Origin of the sequence: Nereida ignava (genome assembly GCF_047114695.1) — a bacterium.
Taxonomy (GTDB): domain Bacteria; phylum Pseudomonadota; class Alphaproteobacteria; order Rhodobacterales; family Rhodobacteraceae; genus Nereida; species Nereida ignava.
In genome coordinates this window covers 1,112,436-1,133,853 of sequence record NZ_CP112885.1, presented here as the reverse complement: position 1 = coordinate 1,133,853, position 21,418 = coordinate 1,112,436, and the positions used below count along the sequence as shown (strand labels likewise).

Here is a 21,418-nt window from a genome sequence, read left to right as displayed (position 1 = left end):
GCGGGCGTTGCTATTTTAAGGATCCGCTCTTTTTGAGAGCAAGAGGTCTGCAACAGGGAACGGGAAAACATGGCATTTTATGATTGGGTCTTTGACGGGCTCGGGCTCCGGGAATGGTGCAACAGCGATACAAGCGCTGCACCGCTATCGATGGCAGATTTGCTGGCGCAAGCCGGCAATGACGAAGGCGGCGAGGGGGTTCCTTTCCCGTCTCTCGATGCGTTGAACGAAAGCTGCGGCACGGTCAGCCAGACACGCGACCTGACAGCGGGCATCGAAGAAGCATTTTTGGCGGCGAAATCATCACTGAAGCTGGTGCTTGATCCGATCACACAACCGCTGTCTTGGGCCCTTGATGGGGCGCTTTGGCTGTTTCAGGCTGTGCCGTGGTTCGTGATGATCCCGTTGTTGGTCCTTTTGACATGGTACGTTGCGCGATCCTTTGCGGTGACAGTGTTTGTCGCACTTTCCTTCTTGTTTCTTGGCTTCATTGATCACCTTGACGTGGCGATGCAGACCTTGGCGATTATTTTTGTCTGTACGGGGCTGTCGGTCATACTTGGCGTGCCTATTGGCATTGCGATGTCGAAATCCGACACGATGCAGCGGGCGTCTATTCCGGTGCTTGATTTGCTGCAAACCTTGCCATCGTTCGTTTATCTAATCCCGCTGATCTTCTTGTTCTCGGTCACCGAGTCCAAACTGTACGGTATTGCGATCATCCTCTATGCGATCGTGCCGATCATTCGTTTGACCGATTTGGGCATTCGCCTTGTGGACAAAGACGTGATCGAAGCTGCCGACGCGTTTGGCATGACCAACCGTCAGAAACTTATCAAAGTACAACTTCCATTGGCGTTGCCCAACATTATGGCTGGGGTGAACCAGACCATTATGATGAGCCTTGCGATGGTTGTTATTGCGTCACTTGTGTCTGCACCTGGCCTTGGTGTGCTTGTGCTGCGCGGTATCCGTAACCTTGAATTGGGTGTGGGTATTGTTGCGGGTATCGGCATCGTGCTGTTGGCGGTTATCCTTGATCGCACCTCAAAAGCTGCCCTGTCCCGCGTGGACATGGGTCGCAACCAAAACTGATCCGGAGCAGGACACATGACACAAGAACCAAAAGTCCGCCTGCGCGGAGTGTACAAAATTTTCGGCTCTGAGCCGGAAGCAATGATGCCCCACGTTCATGGCGGCATGGGTAAAGAAGAGTTGCTGGCCGAGCACAAACACGTTCTTGGCCTGCAAGATATCAACGTTGATATGCAGGCCGGTGAAATCACGGTTGTGATGGGTTTGTCCGGCTCGGGTAAATCTACGCTGATCCGTCACCTAAACCGTTTGATTGAACCAACTGCGGGCGAAATCTTGATCGACGGCGATGACGTGATGAAGCAGTCGGAAAGCGGTCTGCGCGCCCTTCGCCAAGAGCGGATGTCTATGGTGTTTCAGAAGTTTGCTCTTCTGCCGCACCGGACTGTTTTGCAGAACGCTGCTATGTCACTCAACGTGCGCGGTATGGATGTTGAGACCCAAGAAAAAGAGGCGGCCAAGTGGTTGGACCGTGTGGGTTTGGGCGGCTATGAGAACCGCTATCCATCACAGCTTTCTGGTGGGATGCAGCAGCGTGTGGGGATCGCCCGTGCGTTGACTGCGAACACGGATATCATGTTGATGGATGAGGCATTCTCTGCTCTTGATCCACTGATCCGCACGGATATGCAGAACCTGCTGTTGGAGCTTCAAGCAGAATTGCAAAAGACCATCATCTTTATCACGCACGATCTAGATGAAGCGCTTAAACTTGCTGATCACTTGGTGATCCTGAAAGACGGCGCAGTCGTGCAGCAGGGTGAGCCGCAGGGTATTCTGCTTAACCCAGCTGACCCCTACATTGAGGACTTTGTCTCGGATATTAACCGCGCGCGTGTGTTGCGGGTGAAATCTGTGATGGGCGCATTGTCTGCCAAGAAGTTCTCAGGCGATGTACAGCTGACGGACAACCTTGAAAGTCTGATCGCGTTGTCTGAGGGGGATACGTCCAATATTTACCGTGTTCTCGATGGTGAGACGCCCGTAGGTCAGCTGGATATGCGGGACCTTGTCAAAGCGCTGGTGCCCCGGATTTCATCGGCCGCGTAAACTCTGTGTGCAGATAGACAAAAACAACAGCCGCGCAGGGGAGACCCTTCGCGGCTTTTTTTATTTTTTTGAATAGAGGAAGTGGTTTAGCGAAGTCGGATTAGGCGCCGTGTTGAAGCACACAATTAATGGCATCAATCGCGCGATTGTCCGACAGCGAGTAATAGATTGCTTTACCTGAACGCCGCGTCCGGACCATGCCTTCGGCGCGTAAACGGCCCAATTGCTGGCTGACAGCAGATTGACGGATACCAAGCAACTCTTCGAGATCTCCGACAGATTTCTCACCGTTTGCCAAATGACACATGATCATCAATCGTCCAGCATGCCCGAGCGTTTTGAGATATTGCGCAGTATCTTCTGCCAGTGGGGCAGTGCGTTGCGCGATGCTGATGGTTTCGTCTCTCAAAGTGTAAATCCTTAATTACATAGTAACTGTAATCTAAAGTTTACACTAATGGCAATGGGAAACTTCCGTAGCGGTACTCTGCGCTGTTTTCCGCTTTACGACTGACCGCGCCTCCAGCCCAAAAAGACAAAGAAACACAACACCATTAGGGCTGCGGACAGTGCAAATGCGGCCCCCGGCAGATAAATACCAACGTCATCTGTGAAGTGATAAAAGAGCCACGTTAAGACCAGCGGTGCCAAGATCATTGCCAAGGACTTGGCCGAAGCTATGACGCCTTGCAGCTCTCCTTGCTGATCTGCGCCTGCCGCGCGGCTCATCAACCCTTGAAGTGCGGGTGTCACAACGGCACCAAAGGCGGTCACGGGAGTGAAGGCCAGCACCAGCCATCCCAGACTGACGCTTGATAGGAACACAAACGCCAGCCCGTTGAAGACAAAGCCGTAGATGATTGTATTTACCTCGCCAAATTTTGGGATGACCCAGCGGATCAGAAATCCTTGGACGATGACCATCGAAATCCCGAACGATGCCAGTGACACGCCCACCATTGAGGGCGCCCATCCAAACCGTTCTTGGGTGAAATAAGCCCATGTGGCGGGGTAGACGATGAAGGCAAACTCATAAACGAAAAAGAGTGTGAGTAGCGCTGTGACCCCCTTCAGTTTGCTAATCTGCAATAGCGCTCCAAGCGGGTTGGCGCGTCGCCAATCAAGGGGGCGGCGTATCGCATCCGTCACAGTTTCGGGCAATACAAAATAGCCCAGAACAAGGTTCATCGCAGCAAGACTTGCGGCGGCATAAAACGGCGCGCGGGTTCCGAACTCAGCCAACAGTCCGCCTATTGCGGGGCCCAACACAAAGCCGATACCAAAAGCGGCGCCGATCAGCCCAAAGTTGGCAGATTTTTTCTCTGGCGCGGAAATGTCGGCAATGAATGCGGCCGCTGTGGATTGGGTCGCGGCGGTAATCCCACCCACAACGCGGGTTAAAAACAGCAACCAAATGGTGCCAGAAAGCGCCATCACCAAATAGTCCACTGCCATGACGAAAAGTGAGATTAATAGAACCGGCCTTCGGCCAAAACGGTCGGACAGTGATCCCAAAACGGGCCCAAAAACAAACTGCATCACAGCAAAAGTTGTGGCCAAAATACCGCCCCAAATCGCGGCTGTTCCCAAAGTGCCACCACTTACTTCGCGGATGAGATCGGGCATTACTGGCAAGATCAAGCCAATCCCCATCGCGTCAAGCGTTAGCGTGATCAATATGAAAACAAAGGGTAGGCGTGTGCTTTTGATTGGCTGCTGCGCAGTTTCGGAGATGTTCATATGTGGCCTATGTCTTTTAGAAACTGCGTGATCACTTCTGCATAGGCTTTGGGCGCTTCAACGCAAGGTAAATGACCGACACGTCGCATCAGGTGAAATTTCGACCCAGGAATGACATCAAGCGTTTCGCGGACCAAGTCCGGTGGAGTTACTTGATCTTCCGAACCGGCGATCCCCAAAGTTGGCAATCGTAATGCGCTTGTTGGTGTGTAGAAATCCGTGCCCTTGATCGCATGACAGCAGCCAAGGTAGCCCTCTAAAGGGGTCGACAAAAGCATCTGGCGAAAATTGCGGGTCTGATTGAACATCGCGTAATCGCGGCTGAACCATTTCTGCAAAATACTGTCAGCGGAATTGCTTAGCCCGTGCGCGCGATACGCATCAATCTGGTCTTGCCAGTGGTCAGCATTTCCAATTTTTGCTGCCGTGTTGGACAGGATCAGCCCGCGTACAAGATCAAGCCGCTTGACTGCAAGCCCTTGTGCAATCATCCCGCCGATAGACGTTCCAAGCACCACTGCATCCTGCACACGTAGATGACCCAAAGCCGCTTCAATGTCGCTGATTAACTGGCCCATTGAGTAGGGGGCATCGGGTGCGCTTGAGCGGCCATGCCCGCGAATATCGCATCTGATTATTCGCAAGTTAGGGGGTAAATATGGCAACAATCCATCCCAGATGCCCATATGTGTTCCAAGCCCGTGCAGCAGCACTAATGGCGCGCCTTCACCTTCTGATTTGCAGAAGATTTGCTGCCCCTGTGGGCGATCGATGATGTGTTCACTCACAGATGTCAGTCCAGCGTTTCAAGCGCGCGCGCAAACATTGGTGCGTCCACATTGCCGCCGCTGGCAGTGGCAATAATGGTATCTCCCAGACCCTTATTGTGAAAAAGCGCTGCTGCTAATGCGATCGCACCGCCTGGCTCCAGAACGACTTTTAGGTGGGTAAATGCCAATGCCATTGTTCGTAGGCACGTTTCATCACTTACAGTAATGCCGCTGTGCAGCAGGCGGCTCATGATGGGAAAAGTCATTTCGCCCGGACTGGGGCTGATGATGGCGTCACAAATACTGCCGGTGGTGGACGGGTTGCTCAGTCTCTTGCCCGCTGCAAGCGAACGGATCACATCGTCAAAGCCAACCGGCTCAACGGGACGGACACGCATTTTTGGTGCGTCAGCCTCAAGCGCGAGGGCGATGCCACTCACGAACCCGCCGCCGCCGCAGCAAACCAGAACATCTGCTTCATCAATGCTGGCCTCTTTTGCTTGCGCAGCAATTTCCAGCCCGCATGTACCTTGGCCTGCTATGACATCGGCGTTATCAAATGGCTTGATCAGAGTAAGTTTACGCTGCGCAGCAATTTGCGCACCAATTTGATCCCGATCTTCAGATTCACGATTGTAAACAATAACTTCTGCGCCAAGCGCCTTGGTATTATTGATCTTAGTGAGCGGTGCATCCGAGGGCATGATAATCACTGCAGGTAGCCCAAAATGCTGCGCAGCATTTGCAACACCTTGGGCGTGGTTCCCACTTGAATATGCAAGCACACCTTTGGTGTCTTGTGGCAGCGCACTTATGGCCGCCCAGCCACCACGAAATTTGAATGACCCCGTGTGCTGCAGGTTCTCAGCTTTCAAAAATAGGCGCTTGCCCGCAATTTTGTCGAGGGCCGGTGAATTGAGCAGTGGCGTACGGCGCACGTGCCCTTCAAGTCTTTTGTCCGCTGCGCGAATTTCATCAATGTTCATAAACAATCCAACCATTTGTTCAGGGTCTGCACTGCCGCTGGTTCGTCCAAAAATGGCACATGACCGCGGTCTTTGATGATGGCGTGCATCATATCGGGGCGTTTGGCCAGCATCTTGTCGAGGGTGGCTTGAGTAAACAGGTCTGAGTTTTCGCCCTTAATTGTGCAAATTGGTAAACCTGCCAGCGCATCAAATAGGGGCCACATGTCTGGAAGGGGTGTATCAGGGGGCGGCAAAATGGTTTCCGACAGGCGCGGGTCATAGTTGATTTTCAAGCCATCTGGAGTTTGGCGATAATGCGTGTGCACTTCTTCGTGCCAACGGCTGGCTGGTACATTCGCAAAGCCCACCATCAACTGCGCACGCATGTTGGCCGCCTCAGAGTAGGTTTGTGCAGCAGGATTGCGCCCCACATACGCACGGATTGCATCCATGCCAGTTTGGGAAATCTCGGGCCCGATATCATTAAGCGCGACACCGGTGAGGCGGTTTTTGTGCGTCGCGGCAAGCGCCATGGCGATTAGCCCGCCGCGTGATGTTCCCAGGATTGCGGTGGAGTTCACCCCCAGATAATCCAGCAGGTCCAACGCGTCTTGGGCTTCGTGAGCGATTGAATATGTGGCAGGGTCGGCCCAATCTGATTTGCCCCGCCCGCGGTAGTCCATCGTTATGATCCGCACATCGCCGCGTTGGCGCAAATGGGGGATGACATACTGAAAATCGTCACCATTACGGGTCAGCCCAGACAAGAGCAAAAGGGGCGTGCCGCTGCCCTCGTCAGTATAATAAAGGTTGGTGCGGTCAGCTGCTGCGAAAATTGGCACTAGAGATACTCGGCAATTTTGGTCAGGTCCCGCTCGATAATTTTTGGCACCCCGTAGAGCCGGTCTACAGGGTCACCGGCTCGGTTCACCCAGACGGTGCGCCAGCCGTAGTGCGCCGCACCTGCCGCGTCCCAGCCGTTGGATGACATAAACAGCACCTCATCTTTTGGCGCCGTTACCAAGTCATAAACACGCGTGTCGGGTTTGAAGACGCCGATGTCATCGATGCTCCAGACATTTGTAAACGCATGGCTTAGCCCAGCGGACCCGATCGCAGCATTCAACATGTCGTGGGTGCCGTTGGACAAAATGCTGCAAGATATACCGCGCTCTGATAGATCGCGCAGCACAGTTGCAACTTCATCGTAGGCATCAAGGTGGCGGTAAAGGTCCAGCAATCTTTGGCGCAGATTTGCGTCAGAAATTCCCTGTGCCTCAAGGGCCCAATCAAGCGCGTCTTGAGTGATTTGCCAGAAATCAGCGTGTTCTTTGGCGATTGTGCGCAGCCAAGTGTAGTTCAGCTGTTTGGCGCGCCAGTCTGCCGCAATTTGTTGCCAGCACTCAGCTATTGCGTGGTTTTCTGGCTGTGATGCTGCTCGGCGCGCGGCCGAGGCTACATCAAACAACGTGCCGTAAGCATCGAATACACAGGTGGTGATGGGCATTGCCTTGGCTCCTTCAACGTACAAAGCCAGAGTGCCCATCCGCCCGCCAGCGTCAAGCGTGTCTGTGACGCGCTAGGTCGTGTGCTAGAGGTTTTCGGATTGCGGCATACCAAGAACGTGGTAGCCGCCATCCACACGGATGATCTCGCCGGTTGTGCACGCGCCTGCATCCGACGCCAGATACACTGCTGTGCCGCCCACGGCCTCTAGGGTTGCGTTTGAGCGCAGTGGTGCGTTTGTCTCGGTCTGTCGGAAGGTCTTGCGCGCGCCGCCAATCGCGGCACCTGCTAAAGTTTTCATCGGGCCGGGGCTGATTGCGTTTACGCGAATGCCGTCCGGGCCAAGGTCATTGGCAAGATAGCGCGTTGCACTTTCAAGTGCCGCTTTGGCAACGCCCATCACGTTATAGAAAGGTGTGACGCGGTTGCTGCCTTGGTACGTCAGGGTCAGTACTGTGCCCCCGTTTGGCATCAACAAAGACGCGCGTTTTGCGCAATCAATCAGAGAATAACAGCTGATCGCCATGGAGTTCTTGAAGTTGTCCCGTGAGGTGTCCGAGATGCGGCCCGTCAGCTCATTTTTGTCGGAATACGCAATGGCGTGCACCAAAAAGTCGATTGTGCCCCACTTGTCTTTGAGCGTCTCAAACGCTGCATCCATTGAGGCGTCATCGGTGACGTCCACATCGACCATAATGTCCGAACCAACGCTTTCAGCCAGTGGCGCCAGACGCTTGCCGAAAGCTTCGCCTTGGTAAGAGAATGCCAATTCGGCGCCTGCGCGGTGCATTTCGCGGGCAATGCCCCAAGCGATTGAGCGCTCATTCGCGACACCCATGATCAGGCCGCGTTTACCTTGCAATGAATTGGTCATTTTTCTTCCTCATATACTTACGAACTAAGTGACCCGTTTGGGCGCTTAGGTCAAGTTGACGCAGGGTTTTATGAGGAAGGGTTCGATGTGCGAGCAGCAGTTGAAGCACCCGCACATCTGGTTCGTAGGGGGTTAGTCTTGGAACTTGCTCAACAGCATTGAGCCGTTAGTCCCGCCAAAGCCGAACGAGTTTGTCATGACCGTATCAAGGCCAGCGTTGTCAACGCGCGCGGTTGCAATCTCTGCAGGGTCGAGCGCCGGATCAAGTGTTTCGACGTTGATTGATGGCGCGATAAAGTCGTCTTTCAGCATCAACAGGCAGTAGATCGCTTCTTGTGCGCCAGTTGCCCCTTGTGAGTGGCCGGTCATTGATTTGGTCGAGCTGATCACAGGTGTGCTGCCTTGTCCGAAAACGCGGCGCACTGCTTCTACTTCACCAACGTCACCGACAGGTGTCGATGTGCCGTGGGCATTGATGTAGCTGATTTTGCGGCCTTGCGGCAAAGTTTGCAGCGCCAAACGCATTGCCCGTTCGCCGCCCTCACCAGATGGCGCAACCATGTCAGCACCGTCGGATGTTGCACCAAGGCCTGTGACTTCTGCATAGATCTTCGCGCCGCGCGCTTTGGCGTGCTCAAGATCTTCAAGCACCACAATCGCGCCGCCCCCAGCAATGACAAACCCGTCACGGTCCGCATCAAACGCCCGTGAGGCTTTTTCGGGCGTGTCGTTATATTTCGATGACATCGCACCCATCGCATCAAAGAGGCACGACAGGGTCCAATCAAGTTCTTCGCCGCCGCCTGCAAACATGACGTCTTGCTTGCCCATCATGATTTGCTCGGCTGCGTTACCGATACAGTGCAGGGAAGTGGAACATGCAGAGGTGATTGAGTAGTTGATACCCTTAATTTGGAACGCGGTTGCCAAATTCGCACTGATTGTCGACCCCATACATTTTGGCACCGCAAATGGTCCAATACGTTTGGTAGCTCCACTTTTCAAAACAGTCTGATGTGCTGCAAGCATGGATGACGTTGAAGGGCCGCCAGAACCTGCAACCAAACCGGTGCGCGGGTTCACAACGTCTTTTTCTTCAAGGCCTGAATCGGCGATCGCTTGGCTCATGGCGATGTGGGCGTATGCCGCGCCGGGGCCCATGAAACGCATGGCGCGTTTGTCGATATGTTCCTTGGGGTCAATTTTCAGGGTGCCGGCGACTTGGCTGCGAAACCCGTGCTCGGCCATTTCCTCAGACGCAACAATTCCGCTTTTACCGGCTTTCAAAGCGGTAGTGACTTCCTCGGCTGAATTTCCGATGGGCGATACAATTCCCAGTCCTGTGACGACAACGCGGCGCATGAGCAGCTCCCTTTATTGGCTTTATGGATATGTATGGGAGAGCCGCTGGCGGGGCAAGAGGGGCGCTGACCAACAGCGGTATCGAAGCGTACGGGTCAACGAAAAGTGCCGCTGTCTTTATGAAGCAGCGGCACTTTTATTTGTCTCAACTGTTTTGGGTGAACCCCGTGTGATCCTTAGCTTTCGCTTAGGGCCACTTTCATGTCTTTGACTTGGTAAATCACTTCGCCGTCTGCCTCCACGATGCCGTCCGCAACGCCCATGGTCAGGCGGCGGGTTTGGATCGCCTTGGTGAAGTCAATTTTGTAGGTCAGCAATTTGCGGTCAGGGCGCACCATGCCGGTCAGCTTCACTTCGCCAACGCCAAGCGCATATCCGCGCCCCTGCCAGCCGCGCCAGCCAAGGTTAAAGCCCGTTAACTGCCACAGGCCGTCAAGGCCCAGACAGCCGGGCATGATGGGGTTGCCGGGAAAGTGACAATCGAAAAACCACAGATCAGGGGTGATATCGAACTCTGCGGTGATGTGGCCTTTGCCGTGCGCGCCGCCGTCTGCAGATACGTCCGTGATCCGGTCCATCATCAGCATGGGTGAGGCTGGGAGTTGTGCATTGCCTTCGCCAAATAGCTCCCCACGGGCGCATTTTAGCAGATCATCTTTGTCGAAGCTGGTGGGGAATTGGGACATGTTTTTCTCTTTCGTCACATTGCGTGGCTTGCTCATGTCATCTCTATCATTGCCGTAAAGTCAGGTGCAACCGTCTGGAATCCTATGGGTAAAGAGCTGAGCAAATGCCCATAAAGAAAAGCCATCTTTACGCATTCTTGCCTTTGCAGTTGAAAACGGCTCGCAAAATAGCATATATCAACGACATGAGTACTGAGACGCTTCTCCCAACCCAACGTGGCACTGACTGGCTGACAGCCGTTGGTGTGCGCCCAACGAAACAACGCGTTTCATTGGCGACATTGCTTGTGGGCGATGGGCAGAACCGCCACGTAACGGCCGAAGGGCTTTATGAGGCTGCGTCAAAATCGGGCGAGGGTGTTTCTCTTGCGACGGTTTACAACACTCTGGCCGCGTTTTGTGATGCGGGCCTGATGCGTGAGATTACAGTTGATGGGGCGAAAAGTTATTTCGACACCAACATGTCAGATCACCCGCATTTTTACTGGGAAGACACCGCGTCTTTGACGGATGCGCCAGCGGATCAGCTGGAAATTGCCAAACTGCCGGACTTGCCCGAAGGGGCTGAGATTGCGTCAGTTGATGTCGTCATCCGTCTGCGCCGCACTTAATTACCTGTTAAATTAGCACCACTGACCCGGCTCCATTAGTCCGAGGTCCAAAAGCTGTTGTGAGTGCCATTCAAACTGCACCGAATTACGCCACTGAAACGTTGAGATATCAAAAGACGAACCGGGGTTCCGTTTTAGCGCCTTTGCTGTGCGAAAAGAGGCCACCACCGCAGTGATGTTGTTGTGCCAAGGGCAGGCATACGTGTTGTATTCTTCATCGTTCAATGTGTGATCTGTCCACAGCTCAAGTCCTGACTTGGCACGAAACAGGCTGATCCGGTCAATCTTGCGGCGCTGCTCAGGGATGTGTTCCTCGAACCGCCACCGTACTCCGCCAAAGAAATCAAGCTGCCTTTCTTTCGGCTCCCAATTGGCGTCGGGGTCTTTGCGGGCCAGTGCGTAATAGCCTGATTTATCAAGGTGCGCGCGCTCAACGGAAACCGCATTAGGATACGCGTTCAGATCGTCTGCATAGAGGTCAATCACATATGTCAGCATCGCATCGCGGCGTTCTTCGGCGTGAAACTGTAGCATTTCCTTGACGCTACGGGTCTCGCAGAACGGGTAAAACAAGTATTCAGCGTTATGACAGTAATAGACCCATTGCCCGTTTGCGGCACCGATGACCCGGTTTACGTGCGCGCAAACCGCCGCTGGTTCAATCGGGTCATAGGCAATGCGGTGCACCACCTTTTCATGGGTGGGATCGATGGTGATGTCATCCACCGCAAAGACCAAAACGGTGCCAAACCCAAGACCAAGATGATGTTTGATCGTGTTGTTCACCTCAACGCTGTCTTCCACAAAGATCAGCGCGATCGGCCCTTGGCGCAACACATCTGCGCCTGAGGCGATGAAATCATCTAACGTATTGTGCCGCATAAGCTGTGAAATCCGTCAATAGTACCCGTTGACAGTGCTTCAATAGCGAACCATTTGCATGCCAGAACTACATTATATACATGGGCGCATGGGCGCGCATAGTGCTTTCCTCATCCCAACCAGCAAGGGTCCTTGTCATGGCTGACACCAAGAAGTTGTTTATCAAAACCTACGGCTGTCAAATGAACGTCTATGACAGTGAACGCATGGCTGAGGCGATGGGCTCCAAGGGCTACACAGAAGTGTCCAGCCCCGAAGAAGCAGACATGATTTTGCTCAACACATGCCACATCCGTGAGAAGGCCGCTGAAAAAGTCTACTCCGAACTGGGCCGCCTCAAGACGCTTAAAACCGATAAGCCTGATCTGAAGATTGGTGTAGCGGGCTGTGTCGCTCAGGCTGAGGGTGAAGAGATCATGCGTCGCCAGCCCGCAGTTGATCTTGTTGTTGGGCCGCAGTCGTATCACCGCCTGCCCGAGATGGAGGAGAAAATCCAAACGGGCCGCAAGGCGCTCGACACGGATTTTCCTGAAGAAGATAAATTTGACCACCTCAAGTCGCGTCCCAAAGCCAAACGTGGTCCAACGGCGTTTCTAACGGTCCAAGAGGGCTGTGATAAATTTTGCGCGTTCTGCGTGGTGCCTTACACTCGCGGTGCCGAAGTCAGCCGCCCCGCGTCGCGCATCGTCACAGAAGCCCGTGATCTGGTAGAACGCGGTGTGCGCGAAATTACCTTGCTGGGCCAAAACGTGAATGCGTACCACGGTGCGGCGGACGACGGTTCTGATACGTCATTGGCGCAACTTATCTGGCAGCTGGACAAAATTGACGGCTTGGAGCGCATCCGCTTCACCACTTCACACCCCAATGACATGACCGATGACCTGATCGAGGCACACGGTACATGCGATAAATTGATGCCGTATTTGCACTTGCCAGTGCAGTCAGGAAGCAACCGTATTCTCAAGGCGATGAACCGTAAACACACTGCCGAAGAGTACCTTCAGGTGATTGAGCGTATCCGCGCAGCGCGCCCTGACATTATGCTCTCTGGCGACTTTATCGTAGGCTTTCCGGGTGAAACGGATCAGGACTTCGAAGACACTATGTCTTTGATCCGCGCCACAAACTACGGCTCTGCGTTCAGCTTTAAATACTCTACACGCCCCGGCACGCCAGCGGCAGAAAAGCCGCAGATTGATGATGGGGTCGCAAGCGAGCGCCTTCAGCGTCTCCAGACACTGATTTCAGAGCAGCAACGCGCAGGTCAAGACAGTATGGTTGGTCGCAAAGTGAAAGTTCTCTTTGAAAAACGTGGCCGTCGCGAGGGGCAGTTGATTGGCAAGTCCGAGTATCTGCACGCCACCCATGCATTTGCCCCGGATCATCTGTTGGGCGAGGTGGCTGAAGTGCTAATCACCGCCTCTGAAACCAACTCGCTGACCGGAGAGCTTGTCTCATCCTGAAGTGCGGGCAGGCCTTTGGTCACCGATATTTCATACGATAGTGCGCAAATTGGCAAAAATAGGCTGTTCGCCTAGCCATTGTTGCGCAATCACGCACAATATGTGGTAGTTTTTTCTTCACAAACTGCCCGAATTTGCTAGAGTTTTAGGTATTAACGGATTTTTGACACGCCGACGTCAAAACTGATTTCTGTGTTTTTGAGTGAACACCGGTTACAACGGCAGAGGATACATCTCGTGGTGAATAGAGTGAAAAACATAGCGCAATCCGCTATCGCAACGGCTGCGGTCGCTGTGGCGGCGTTGGCGTTTCAGACAACTGATGCAGCTGCACAACAGCGCACAGTGGTAGGCGAGCGTTACGTACCAACAATCTGGGTTGATCCCGATGGCTGCGAGCATTGGGTGATGGATGACGGCGCGGAAGGCTTTATGACGCCTCACGTCACCCGCCAAGGCATTCCGGTGTGTAATCGCGGCAATACGTGCGGCGTCATCAACTCTGACCAACTTTTTGCCACCAACCGGTACCATGTCTCGAACGCAGGCCGCGCGCGCTTGGCCGAGTTTTTCCGCGAAACCGGCGCGGCGGGCTACGTTATCACTGGCCACACAGACAGCCGCGCATCTGACGCCTATAACATGCGCTTATCATTGAACCGCGCAAACGCGGTCGCCGCGGTGGGTCGCTCTGCAGGGGCGAATATTGTGGATGTGCGTGGTTACGGGGAACGCCAACCACGTGCATCAAATAAAACCCAAGCAGGCTTGGCGCAAAACCGCCGCGTTGAAATCATCTGTATCCGCTGAGGAGTGAGTAAATGAATATTGTGAAAACCATCGCTCTTGGGTCGGCGGGACTGCTTATGGCGGGCTGTGTGTCTGGCTTTGAGGGTGGACCTCGGGACGACAAAACCGTTGATGCAGGCTTTCGTGGCAACAAAGACCTAAGCCAGTTGCAGGCGGGTATCTGGGTTGACCCAACAGGCTGCGACCACTGGATTATCGATGACGGTATCGAAGGGTATTTGTCCGCGCGTTTGGACCCCGACGGCAAGCCAGTTTGCTCAGGCGTTGCCCCACCCAACACAGCAATCGGTCCTTTCAAGGGCGCCGATGATGTATCTGATCCGCTCTGATCCGGCTGATCCTAGTGACGTGTTTCTGAAACCCCTGCCAATTGGCGGGGGTTTTATTTTTAGCGCTACAACACTTTAGGGCGGTAAACGTTCATTGTTCGCGCTTTTGCTTTGCTGCGGCTTTGCGTTCTTCATGCCGTTGCCAAAGGAACATCTGACCGTTTTGTCGTGCGTTGGCCAACCATAGACGTTTGCGCACGCCTGGGCTTTCTAAGTGCGTGTAAACGCCGCCAGAGTGGCGCGGCCAGTCGATCGCGTGTCCTTGTCTGACCATTTCTGCGGACACATCTGTTCCGTCTGGTAGGTAGCATTTTGCGACTGCTCGTCCGAAGTGATCAATTGCTGTAATTTCTGCTGTGATCCGCTGTCCCTTACACAGTTCAAGAAGTTTCCATTTGGCTTTTTGGCCGTAGGGGTGATTGATCTCGGGGGCATCAACGCCAAACAATCTGATTTCCGTTTTCTGAATGCGCAGGCTGTCTCCGTCGATAATGTAGGCGGGGCCTTCCAGCTTTTCGCCCACCTCAGGCGTTGATGGCTTTGGAAGTGGGCGTAACGCCGTGGCGCTCGGAGCAGCGGTTTTTCGTGTAGACCTGACTTGCCTCGGCATGGTGCTTTGCCGCGGCCTTTGTGTTGGGTGTGTCGGAGGGGTTTTGTGCCCCATCTGCGATGCAATCCACCAAACAACTGCACATACGGCTATAAGCGCAAATATTTCCATAAACCCGTTCACCAATTAATACGGCTGTGCCGCTACCACTAAATACCTCAGTACTATGTCGGCAAAATGTTGGTAGGTACAGACTTTGCTGGGAATGAGTGTTCGGCTGGGTCGTTGCGTCAAAACGTCTCTTATCTCTTCAGCACGCTGGTCGTCCGAAAAAATGTTATAATTCTGTGAAACAGGCTTTTGGTGGGTTGCATCCCCATTCCCGTGGGGACACGGTTGAAGCCACGTTCTGGCCAATCGCCACCGACACATCAAAAGGGAGACATGATTGCCTGTCGATACGCTGATACCTGAGACCGGATCTGCTTCAGATCAGGGTCCAGACACAACAGAGACGCTTCTCGAGTTTCCTGACAACCGCCTTTTGATTGACCTGTGCGGTGAATACGATCGCAATCTTAGCCACATTGAGAACGCGCTTTCGCTTCAGATTATTCGCCGTGGCAACCGTCTGGCGTTGATTGGTGACGTGGACACAAGTGCACGTGCGGCGCAGGTTTTGGGTGGGCTCTATATGCGGCTTGAAGCGGGCGGCGAAGTTGATATTGGCGAAATTGACGGCGCACTACGCCTGAGCGCGCCTGTTTTCGATCCTGCCAAAGACAGTGCTGAGGAAAAGCCTGCAACGGCCGCAGGCGGCATGACCGGTGCGCAAATCGAGATGTTCAAAGGTGGTGATGTTGAGATCACCACTCGTAAGAAATTGGTCAAACCGCGCACGCAAGCCCAGAAAAATTATGTGCGTGAGATTTTCAAAAATGAGTTGTGCTTTGGTATCGGTCCCGCCGGGACAGGCAAAACGTATCTTGCTGTCGCTGCTGCGGTGAATATGTTTGTTGGCGGTAAAGTGGATAAGATCATTCTATCGCGACCGGCCGTTGAGGCCGGTGAGCGTCTTGGCTTTTTACCCGGGGACATGAAAGACAAAGTCGATCCCTATATGCAGCCGCTCTATGATGCGTTGAATGATTTTCTGCCGTCCAAACAAGTTACAAAGCTGATCGAAGACAAAAAGATCGAGATCGCACCGCTTGCCTTCATGCGCGGTCGGACGTTGGCCAATGCGTTTGTTGTGCTGGACGAGGCGCAGAACGCCACATCCATGCAAATGAAGATGTTCCTGACCCGTCTGGGTGAAGGGTCAAGAATGGTGATTACTGGTGACCGCACGCAGGTGGATTTGCCGCGTGGTGTTCAATCAGGGCTGCGTGACGCAGAACGTCTTTTGAACGGGATAAAGCACATCAGCTTCAACTATTTCACCGCCAAGGACGTTGTGCGTCACCACTTGGTAGCCAAAATTATTGAGGCGTATGACAAAGATGATCCGGCCAAAGGATGATCGATGTCGTTCTGGAAGACGCGCGCTGGGCGGGGCTTGAGGCGCTGGCTGTTGCTGCCACTGACGCTACGCTGACCCATTTGTCGCTGGATCCTGTGTCTTATTTGGTGTGTGTGATGGGCTGTGATGATGCGCGGATTGCCGAGTTGAATGCCGAATTTCGCGAGAAACCGACCGCGACAAATGTGTTGTCATGGCCCGCTCAAGAGCTTGCCCCACCGCAAGCCCCAACACCTGATCCGTTCGAGGATGAAACAGAGTTGGGTGATATTGCACTGGCCTACGAGACGTGCCATCGCGAGGCAGAGGAAGCCCAGCTTACGCCACAGGCGCATATTACCCATTTAATTGTGCATGGAACCCTTCATTTATTGGGGTATGATCACATTGAAGACACAGATGCAGAGTTGATGGAGGGTTTAGAAGTAGAAATCCTTGCAAAACTGGGCATCCCTAACCCATATTAGCTAAGTCCGAGGGCGACTGGCCCCTTACAAACACGATTGTGACACGATGAACGACAGTTCCGACGGCTCCTCTAGCGCAGCGCAACGCGCGCAGGCACTTGATGCCACACCGTCTAAATCCCCTTCCTCTGATGACACTAATGATGTCGCGGCGGAACTCCGCTCGACTGATGCGCAACCTGCCATTGAGGCTGACGTCCCTGTGGCAAAATCTGACAGCTTTTTCGGCCGTATTATTGGCGCGCTTAGCCCTGCGGATGATACCCGTTCCGATGCGGGGGCAGGCGCAAATGCTGGCGCGCGCTCGACCCACGGGATGATCAACCTGCGCCGGTTGCAGTTGGATGACATTGCTATTCCGCGTGCAGATATTACCGGCGTGGCGCTTGATATTTCAAAAGATGATCTGGTCGAAGTTTTCCGCCACAGCGGCTTTACCCGCTTGCCCGTTTATGATGGCAATCTTGATGCGCCGGTCGGGTTGATCCACCTAAAAGACCTTGCCCTGCGCCACGGGTTTAACGGGTCCAAAAAGTTTGACCTAAAAGCGATGCTGCGCGAATTGATCTATGCCCCGCCCTCTATGCCGACTGGGGTTTTGCTGCAAAAGATGCAGGCCGAGCGCATTCACATGGCGCTTGTCATCGATGAATATGGCGGTGTGGACGGCTTGGTCACCATTGAGGATTTGATTGAGCAAGTCATCGGTGAGATCGAAGATGAGCACGATGTGGCCGATGCAGACATGTGGAGCCAGGAAACGGATGGCAGCTACCTCGCGCTGGCCAAAACGCCACTTGATGAGTTTGAGCACCACATCAGCCAATCCCTGACGGATCACGAAGACATCGACGAAGAGGGTATCGATACCCTTGGTGGGCTGGTGTTTATGTTGTCCGGTTCGGTGCCGGCGCGCGGCGAGGTGGTCAAACACCCTGCTGGACCAGAATTTGAAGTGATTGACGCAGACCCCCGCCGGATCAAACGCCTTCGGGTACGGGTGCCTTGATCCCAAAACTGCCCGTTTGGGTTTCAGCTATCGCCGGTGCTGTTGTTGCCCTTGCTGGCGCCCCCTTTGGCATCATTGCCGCGGCTTTTGCGGGGGGTGTTTTGCACCTGTCGCAATCTGTTCATGACCGCAGCATACGTGCGGCGTCTCTGCGCGGCTGGCTGTTCGGCTTTGGATATTTCGCTGTCACATTGCATTGGATTGTTGAACCGTTCTTGGTGGACGCTGCGCGGCACGGCTGGATGGCGCCTTTTGCCTTGGTGTTTTTATGCGGTGGCTTGGCGGTGTTTTGGGGCTTGGCACAGGGGGTGGCGTTTTTTGCCACGTCTGAAACTGTACCGGCTGACGGCTCGACTTTTCATTTCAAGACGACCTGGAAACGTGAACGCACATTGGCTTTGGGGCCGCGGGCTCATGCTTATTTTCTGATGAATTGGGCTTTTGCACTGGGTGGTGTTGAAGTGCTGCGCAGCTTTGCGTTTACGGGATTTCCTTGGGGTTTGTTGGGCTATATTTGGGTCGACACGCAGGCTTCAATGCTTGCCACTGTGGTTGGTCCCCATGGTCTTGGGTTATTCAGTTTGCTTGCTATTTGCATCTTTGCATGGGCGGTGCTGAACCGCCATGTCTTGCCTGCCCGCGTGGGGTGGGGGACGATGATTGGGGTGCTAACCGTTGTGTTGGCTGGAATGCAGCCTATGCCACCTGCGCCAGCCAATGTTGGGTCCGCTGTAGCGGAGCAAACGCTGGTCCGGATTGTGCAGCCAAATGCGCCGCAATCCGAGAAGTGGCTGCCCGAAAAAGCGCGTGATTTTTTCGACCGAAGTGTCGCGCTGAGCGAAGCTGCACCTGAAAATGGCGGGCGCAGGCCCGATTTGATTGTGTGGCCCGAGACATCAATTCCCGTTTGGTTGGATGAGGCGGATGTCGCGATTGGTATGATTTCGCGCGCACTGCCACAAACACCGGTGATTGCGGGGCTGCAGCGCGCAGATCGCTTGCGGTTTTTCAATACAGCCGTTGTGATTGATGATGGTTATGTGACGGACTTTTATGACAAGGCACAATTGGTCCCGTTTGGTGAATATCTGCCTCTTGGTGGCCTGCTGTCCAAGCTTGGCATCTACGGGCTTGCCGCGAATGAGGGGGGCGGTTTTTCGCGCGGTATCGGCATGCGCACGCTACAGGTAGGCGACCTGGGTCGCGCACAAATTTTGATTTGCTACGAGGGGATTTTCCCGCATTTGGCGGGGGCAACCAAAGAGCGCCCTGCCTTTTTTGCACTGATCACTAATGATGGATGGTTTGGCAACTGGGCTGGTCCGCGACAGCATTTGGTGCAGGCACAGTTTCGCAGTCTTGAGCAGGGCATCCCAATGCTGCGCTCGGCCAATACGGGGATCAGTGCAATAATCGATGCCCGCGGACGCGTGACAGCACAACTTGGGATGAACCAAACAGGCTTTATCGATGCAGCGGTGCCCGCTGCGCGAAAGGTCACACTTTATGCGCGTACGCGTGATTGGCCGATTATCGGCGTCTTTATGTTGTGGCTTATTGGCACGTCTGTGCTGGTGTGGCGGCGTTCGTCGTTGACGTGATGTGCCTAAAGGCATAGCGAAGACGCCATGCCTCACCAACGGCTTCCTGACGGTGTGGGCGGTATTCAACTGGAGCACGTTTCATGACACGATCTAATTACACATTTACTTCGGAGTCCGTTTCCGAGGGTCACCCAGATAAAGTCTGCGACCGGATTTCCGATGCAGTGCTTGATGCCTTTTTGGCCGAGGAGCCTGAGGCGCGTGTCGCAGCAGAAACGTTCGCCACCACAAACCGCGTTGTGATCGGCGGCGAGGTTGGCTTGTCTGATCCCGACAAGCTGAAAGACTACATGGGTCGCATCGACGAGATTGCGCGCGCCTGCATCAAAGACATCGGTTATGAGCAGGACAAGTTTCATCACGAAACAGTTGAGATCACCAACCTGTTGCACGAGCAGTCGGCGCATATTGCCCAAGGTGTTGATGCTTCTGCGGACAAAGATGAAGGGGCGGGCGACCAAGGGATTATGTTTGGTTTCGCCACCCGCGAAACAGATGCGTTGATGCCTGCGCCTATCCAGTATTCACACGCGATTTTACGCCGCTTGGCAGAAGTGCGCAAAGACGGCACAGAGCCCACATTGGGGCCTGATGCCAAGTCACAGCTTTCTGTTGAATACCGCGATGGCGTGCCCGTTGGTGTGTCCTCGATCGTGTTGTCGACCCAGCACCTTGATGCCTCAATGAGCAGTGCCGACGTTCGCGCAGTTGTTGAGCCCTACATTCGTGAAGTGCTCCCCGAGGGGTGGATATCTGCGGATACCGCTTGGCACGTGAACCCCACCGGCAAGTTTGTGATTGGCGGGCCGGATGGGGATGCGGGTCTGACGGGCCGCAAAATTATCGTGGACACTTACGGCGGTGCAGCCCCCCACGGTGGGGGTGCGTTTTCGGGTAAAGACCCGACCAAAGTAGACCGGTCAGCGGCCTACGCAGCGCGTTATCTCGCCAAAAATGTTGTGGCTTCTGGTATGGCTGCGAAATGCTCGATCCAGCTGAGCTACGCAATTGGCGTGGCTGAGCCGTTGTCGATCTATGCTGACACATTTGGCACAGGCGAAGTGGATGATGCGGCGATAGAAAAGGCGATCCGTACAACGATGAGCCTGACACCGCGCGGTATTCGCGAACATCTGGGCCTAAACCGTCCGATCTATCAGCGCACAGCGGCCTATGGTCACTTCGGCCGTAGCCCTGAAGCGGACGGTGGATTTAGCTGGGAGCGCACGGATCTGGTGGATGCGCTGAAAGCAGCGGTCTAGCAAACCGTTTAGAGTGATACGTGCCGCGTGCGAACGGCTTGCTTGCCAAGTCTGCGCGCGGTGCGTAAACCGCCGGTCATGACCGATACAACACACAAAAGCGGTGCGCCTTGGCGTAATTTTTATGGGCGTTTCAAGGGTAAGGGCCTGCGTTCTGCGCAAGAGCGTTATCTTGATGAGGACCTTGCGGCTTTGTCGCCCGGTGCTGTGTCTTGGGAGGATAATCCCGAACGCACTCCTTTGGAGTTACCAAAGGTTTTTGGCGACAAAGATGTGTGGCTTGAAATTGGTTTTGGCGGCGGCGAGCACTTGGTGCACCAGGCATCAGAGAATCCGCAGGTCGGCATTATTGGCGCAGAGCCTTACATCAACGGCGTGGCGATGTTGCTTGGTAAAGTGCGTAAAGCAGGCGTTGAAAATCTTGCAATTTACCCCGGTGACGCCCGTCATTTGTTCGATGTGTTGCCAGACGCGAGTATTTCAAAGGCGTTCCTTCTTTATCCAGATCCATGGCCCAAAAAGCGCCACCATCGCCGCCGATTTGTCACCCAAGAACATCTTGAACCTTTGGCGCGTGTGCTTAAACCTGGCGCTGAATTCCGTGTGGCGACTGATATTGCAGACTATGTTCGCCAAACCTTGGTTGAAGTTCCGAAGGCAGGTTTTGAGTGGTTGGCCGAAGCGCCTGCAGATTGGCGCACCCCGTGGGGTGACTGGATTTCGACGCGGTACGAGCAAAAGGCCATCCGTGAAGGGCGCCCCCAACATTATCTGACGTTTCGCAAGATTTGATCTAGTGGAGTGAGTATTTCTGCCAAAGCGAAACTGGCTGATTTACCTAGCATTAGCCACGGG

At 54.1% G+C, this 21,418-nt stretch carries 23 protein-coding genes and 1 riboswitch; of the genes, 12 read left to right on the top strand and 11 right to left on the bottom strand.

Features of this window, described 5'->3' with window-relative positions:
* The first annotated feature begins 69 nt into the window (after nt 1-69).
* Nucleotides 70-1,095: an ABC transporter permease gene (locus OLX08_RS05630; RefSeq protein WP_391483060.1), complete on the top strand. Its 1,026-nt coding sequence runs from the start codon at nt 70-72 to the stop codon at nt 1,093-1,095.
* Between the two features lie 15 nt (nt 1,096-1,110).
* Nucleotides 1,111-2,145 (top strand): quaternary amine ABC transporter ATP-binding protein, encoded by a 1,035-nt coding sequence (locus OLX08_RS05625; RefSeq protein ID WP_341247226.1) that lies wholly within the window; start codon nt 1,111-1,113, stop codon nt 2,143-2,145.
* A gap of 100 nt (nt 2,146-2,245) precedes the next feature.
* Here the strand turns inward: OLX08_RS05625 and OLX08_RS05620 are convergent, their stop codons facing one another.
* The 9 genes from OLX08_RS05620 to fabA all read right to left on the bottom strand — a co-directional run bounded on the left by OLX08_RS05620 (nt 2,246) and on the right by fabA (nt 10,051).
* Nucleotides 2,246-2,554 carry an ArsR/SmtB family transcription factor gene (locus OLX08_RS05620; RefSeq protein ID WP_391483058.1) on the bottom strand — a complete coding sequence of 103 codons (309 nt, stop codon included), beginning with the start codon at nt 2,552-2,554 and terminating at the stop codon, nt 2,246-2,248.
* A 95-nt stretch (nt 2,555-2,649) separates the two neighbouring features.
* Nucleotides 2,650-3,885 carry a TCR/Tet family MFS transporter gene (locus OLX08_RS05615; protein WP_391483057.1) on the bottom strand — a complete coding sequence of 412 codons (1,236 nt, stop codon included), beginning with the start codon at nt 3,883-3,885 and terminating at the stop codon, nt 2,650-2,652.
* Nucleotides 3,882-4,673, bottom strand: coding sequence for a 3-oxoadipate enol-lactonase (pcaD, locus tag OLX08_RS05610; RefSeq protein WP_391483055.1), 792 nt, complete (start codon nt 4,671-4,673; stop codon nt 3,882-3,884). Before pcaD ends, OLX08_RS05615 begins: the two co-directional genes overlap by 4 nt.
* A gap of 5 nt (nt 4,674-4,678) precedes the next feature.
* A complete protein-coding gene (locus OLX08_RS05605) occupies nt 4,679-5,641 on the bottom strand; it encodes a threonine/serine dehydratase (protein WP_391483174.1) in 963 nt (320 codons plus the stop codon).
* Nucleotides 5,638-6,465, bottom strand: a complete 828-nt coding sequence (locus OLX08_RS05600) for an alpha/beta fold hydrolase (RefSeq protein WP_391483053.1) — start codon at nt 6,463-6,465, stop codon at nt 5,638-5,640. Before OLX08_RS05600 ends, OLX08_RS05605 begins: the two co-directional genes overlap by 4 nt.
* Complete coding sequence (locus OLX08_RS05595; RefSeq protein WP_391483052.1) at nt 6,465-7,130, bottom strand: haloacid dehalogenase type II; 666 nt, start codon at nt 7,128-7,130, stop codon at nt 6,465-6,467. The genes OLX08_RS05600 and OLX08_RS05595 overlap by 1 nt, the downstream gene beginning before the upstream one ends.
* A gap of 84 nt (nt 7,131-7,214) precedes the next feature.
* Complete coding sequence (locus OLX08_RS05590; protein ID WP_048599356.1) at nt 7,215-8,003, bottom strand: enoyl-ACP reductase; 789 nt, start codon at nt 8,001-8,003, stop codon at nt 7,215-7,217.
* A gap of 132 nt (nt 8,004-8,135) precedes the next feature.
* Nucleotides 8,136-9,365 carry a beta-ketoacyl-ACP synthase I gene (gene fabB, locus OLX08_RS05585; RefSeq protein ID WP_391483050.1) on the bottom strand — a complete coding sequence of 410 codons (1,230 nt, stop codon included), beginning with the start codon at nt 9,363-9,365 and terminating at the stop codon, nt 8,136-8,138.
* A gap of 176 nt (nt 9,366-9,541) precedes the next feature.
* Nucleotides 9,542-10,051, bottom strand: coding sequence for a bifunctional 3-hydroxydecanoyl-ACP dehydratase/trans-2-decenoyl-ACP isomerase (gene fabA / locus OLX08_RS05580; protein WP_391483173.1), 510 nt, complete (start codon nt 10,049-10,051; stop codon nt 9,542-9,544).
* Nucleotides 10,052-10,236: 185 nt separating this feature from the next.
* Here fabA and irr point away from each other — a divergent pair, with 185 nt between their 5' ends.
* Nucleotides 10,237-10,662: a Fur family transcriptional regulator Irr gene (irr, locus tag OLX08_RS05575; RefSeq protein WP_391483048.1), complete on the top strand. Its 426-nt coding sequence runs from the start codon at nt 10,237-10,239 to the stop codon at nt 10,660-10,662.
* Nucleotides 10,663-10,674: 12 nt separating this feature from the next.
* Here irr and OLX08_RS05570 read toward each other — a convergent pair whose 3' ends face one another.
* Nucleotides 10,675-11,544, bottom strand: coding sequence for a hypothetical protein (locus OLX08_RS05570; RefSeq protein WP_391483046.1), 870 nt, complete (start codon nt 11,542-11,544; stop codon nt 10,675-10,677).
* Nucleotides 11,545-11,681: 137 nt separating this feature from the next.
* Here OLX08_RS05570 and miaB point away from each other — a divergent pair, with 137 nt between their 5' ends.
* The 3 genes from miaB (at nt 11,682) to OLX08_RS05555 (ending at nt 14,149) form a co-directional block, all read left to right on the top strand.
* Nucleotides 11,682-13,010 (top strand): tRNA (N6-isopentenyl adenosine(37)-C2)-methylthiotransferase MiaB, encoded by a 1,329-nt coding sequence (gene miaB / locus OLX08_RS05565; RefSeq protein WP_391483044.1) that lies wholly within the window; start codon nt 11,682-11,684, stop codon nt 13,008-13,010.
* Nucleotides 13,011-13,283: 273 nt separating this feature from the next.
* Nucleotides 13,284-13,820: an OmpA family protein gene (locus OLX08_RS05560; protein WP_048599373.1), complete on the top strand. Its 537-nt coding sequence runs from the start codon at nt 13,284-13,286 to the stop codon at nt 13,818-13,820.
* A gap of 11 nt (nt 13,821-13,831) precedes the next feature.
* Nucleotides 13,832-14,149, top strand: coding sequence for a hypothetical protein (locus OLX08_RS05555; RefSeq protein WP_391483043.1), 318 nt, complete (start codon nt 13,832-13,834; stop codon nt 14,147-14,149).
* Between the two features lie 91 nt (nt 14,150-14,240).
* Here OLX08_RS05555 and OLX08_RS05550 read toward each other — a convergent pair whose 3' ends face one another.
* Entirely contained in the window at nt 14,241-14,672 is a 432-nt protein-coding gene (locus OLX08_RS05550; protein WP_391483041.1) for a thermonuclease family protein, read from the bottom strand.
* 475 nt (nt 14,673-15,147) lie between these two features.
* Between OLX08_RS05550 and OLX08_RS05545 the strand changes: the two genes are divergently transcribed.
* From OLX08_RS05545 to trmB, 6 genes are all read left to right on the top strand, one after another.
* On the top strand, nt 15,148-16,221 hold the full coding sequence (locus OLX08_RS05545; RefSeq protein ID WP_370726547.1) for a PhoH family protein: 1,074 nt from the start codon (nt 15,148-15,150) through the stop codon (nt 16,219-16,221).
* The gene (gene ybeY / locus OLX08_RS05540; RefSeq protein WP_391483039.1) at nt 16,218-16,688 is read left to right on the top strand and encodes an rRNA maturation RNase YbeY; all 471 of its coding nucleotides are present in this window, start codon (nt 16,218-16,220) and stop codon (nt 16,686-16,688) included. The genes OLX08_RS05545 and ybeY overlap by 4 nt, the downstream gene beginning before the upstream one ends.
* A 46-nt stretch (nt 16,689-16,734) precedes the next feature.
* Entirely contained in the window at nt 16,735-17,697 is a 963-nt protein-coding gene (locus OLX08_RS05535) for a transporter associated domain-containing protein (protein WP_391483037.1), read from the top strand.
* Nucleotides 17,694-19,298: an apolipoprotein N-acyltransferase gene (gene lnt / locus OLX08_RS05530; RefSeq protein ID WP_391483035.1), complete on the top strand. Its 1,605-nt coding sequence runs from the start codon at nt 17,694-17,696 to the stop codon at nt 19,296-19,298. Before OLX08_RS05535 ends, lnt begins: the two co-directional genes overlap by 4 nt.
* Nucleotides 19,299-19,325: 27 nt before the next feature.
* Nucleotides 19,326-19,375, top strand: a riboswitch (SAM-SAH riboswitch).
* Nucleotides 19,376-19,381: 6 nt separating this feature from the next.
* Entirely contained in the window at nt 19,382-20,563 is a 1,182-nt protein-coding gene (gene metK, locus OLX08_RS05525) for a methionine adenosyltransferase (protein ID WP_391483034.1), read from the top strand.
* Nucleotides 20,564-20,641: 78 nt separating this feature from the next.
* Entirely contained in the window at nt 20,642-21,355 is a 714-nt protein-coding gene (gene trmB / locus OLX08_RS05520) for a tRNA (guanosine(46)-N7)-methyltransferase TrmB (RefSeq protein WP_341247337.1), read from the top strand.
* Nucleotides 21,356-21,418: the final 63 nt, after the last annotated feature.

What these genes read in the sequence shown, in the direction of transcription:
- OLX08_RS05630 (WP_391483060.1), top strand. Translation starts at nt 70, where the DNA reads ATGGCATTTTATGATTGGGTCTTTGACGGGCTCGGGCTCCGGGAATGG.
- OLX08_RS05625 (WP_341247226.1), top strand. Translation starts at nt 1,111, where the DNA reads ATGACACAAGAACCAAAAGTCCGCCTGCGCGGAGTGTACAAAATTTTC.
- OLX08_RS05615 (WP_391483057.1), bottom strand. Translation starts at nt 3,885, where the DNA reads ATGAACATCTCCGAAACTGCGCAGCAGCCAATCAAAAGCACACGCCTA.
- OLX08_RS05605 (WP_391483174.1), bottom strand. Translation starts at nt 5,641, where the DNA reads ATGAACATTGATGAAATTCGCGCAGCGGACAAAAGACTTGAAGGGCAC.
- OLX08_RS05595 (WP_391483052.1), bottom strand. Translation starts at nt 7,130, where the DNA reads ATGCCCATCACCACCTGTGTATTCGATGCTTACGGCACGTTGTTTGAT.
- OLX08_RS05590 (WP_048599356.1), bottom strand. Translation starts at nt 8,003, where the DNA reads ATGACCAATTCATTGCAAGGTAAACGCGGCCTGATCATGGGTGTCGCG.
- fabB (WP_391483050.1), bottom strand. Translation starts at nt 9,365, where the DNA reads ATGCGCCGCGTTGTCGTCACAGGACTGGGAATTGTATCGCCCATCGGA.
- fabA (WP_391483173.1), bottom strand. Translation starts at nt 10,051, where the DNA reads ATGTCCCAATTCCCCACCAGCTTCGACAAAGATGATCTGCTAAAATGC.
- irr (WP_391483048.1), top strand. Translation starts at nt 10,237, where the DNA reads ATGAGTACTGAGACGCTTCTCCCAACCCAACGTGGCACTGACTGGCTG.
- OLX08_RS05570 (WP_391483046.1), bottom strand. Translation starts at nt 11,544, where the DNA reads ATGCGGCACAATACGTTAGATGATTTCATCGCCTCAGGCGCAGATGTG.
- miaB (WP_391483044.1), top strand. Translation starts at nt 11,682, where the DNA reads ATGGCTGACACCAAGAAGTTGTTTATCAAAACCTACGGCTGTCAAATG.
- OLX08_RS05555 (WP_391483043.1), top strand. Translation starts at nt 13,832, where the DNA reads ATGAATATTGTGAAAACCATCGCTCTTGGGTCGGCGGGACTGCTTATG.
- ybeY (WP_391483039.1), top strand. Translation starts at nt 16,218, where the DNA reads ATGATCGATGTCGTTCTGGAAGACGCGCGCTGGGCGGGGCTTGAGGCG.
- OLX08_RS05535 (WP_391483037.1), top strand. Translation starts at nt 16,735, where the DNA reads ATGAACGACAGTTCCGACGGCTCCTCTAGCGCAGCGCAACGCGCGCAG.
- metK (WP_391483034.1), top strand. Translation starts at nt 19,382, where the DNA reads ATGACACGATCTAATTACACATTTACTTCGGAGTCCGTTTCCGAGGGT.
- trmB (WP_341247337.1), top strand. Translation starts at nt 20,642, where the DNA reads ATGACCGATACAACACACAAAAGCGGTGCGCCTTGGCGTAATTTTTAT.